Source organism: Shewanella sp. S1-49-MNA-CIBAN-0167 (assembly GCF_040310145.1).
Lineage (GTDB): Bacteria > Pseudomonadota > Gammaproteobacteria > Enterobacterales > Shewanellaceae > Shewanella > Shewanella psychromarinicola.
On the sequence record NZ_JBEOPO010000379.1, the window covers coordinates 1 to 255 of the forward strand.

Sequence of the window (255 nt, forward strand, 5' to 3'; positions counted from 1 at the left end):
CGCCTGCACTGGATGCACGCGACCGATGGCGCGACGGGCGGCGCGGCTTCCGCGCTGTTCGACGCGCATGGCGTGCTGCAGTACGCGGACGACGCGTTCCTCGCGCTCGCCGCACTCGAATGGCCGTCGTGGGATCGCACCGGCTTGCCGGACGACGCGAGAGCCCGACTGTTCGACGCCACGCCGCCGCCGCCCGCGTTGTCGGGCGCGCGTATCCGGCTGCACAGCGAACGGCTCGGCGATTACGTGCTGGTG

At 72.5% G+C, this 255-nt stretch carries 1 protein-coding gene; it reads left to right on the forward strand.

What is annotated here, in order from left to right; all coding sequences use genetic code 11:
* Positions 1 to 255: hypothetical protein (locus tag AAEZ00_RS21715; RefSeq protein WP_351090056.1), on the forward strand; the 255-nt coding region annotated here is incomplete at both ends.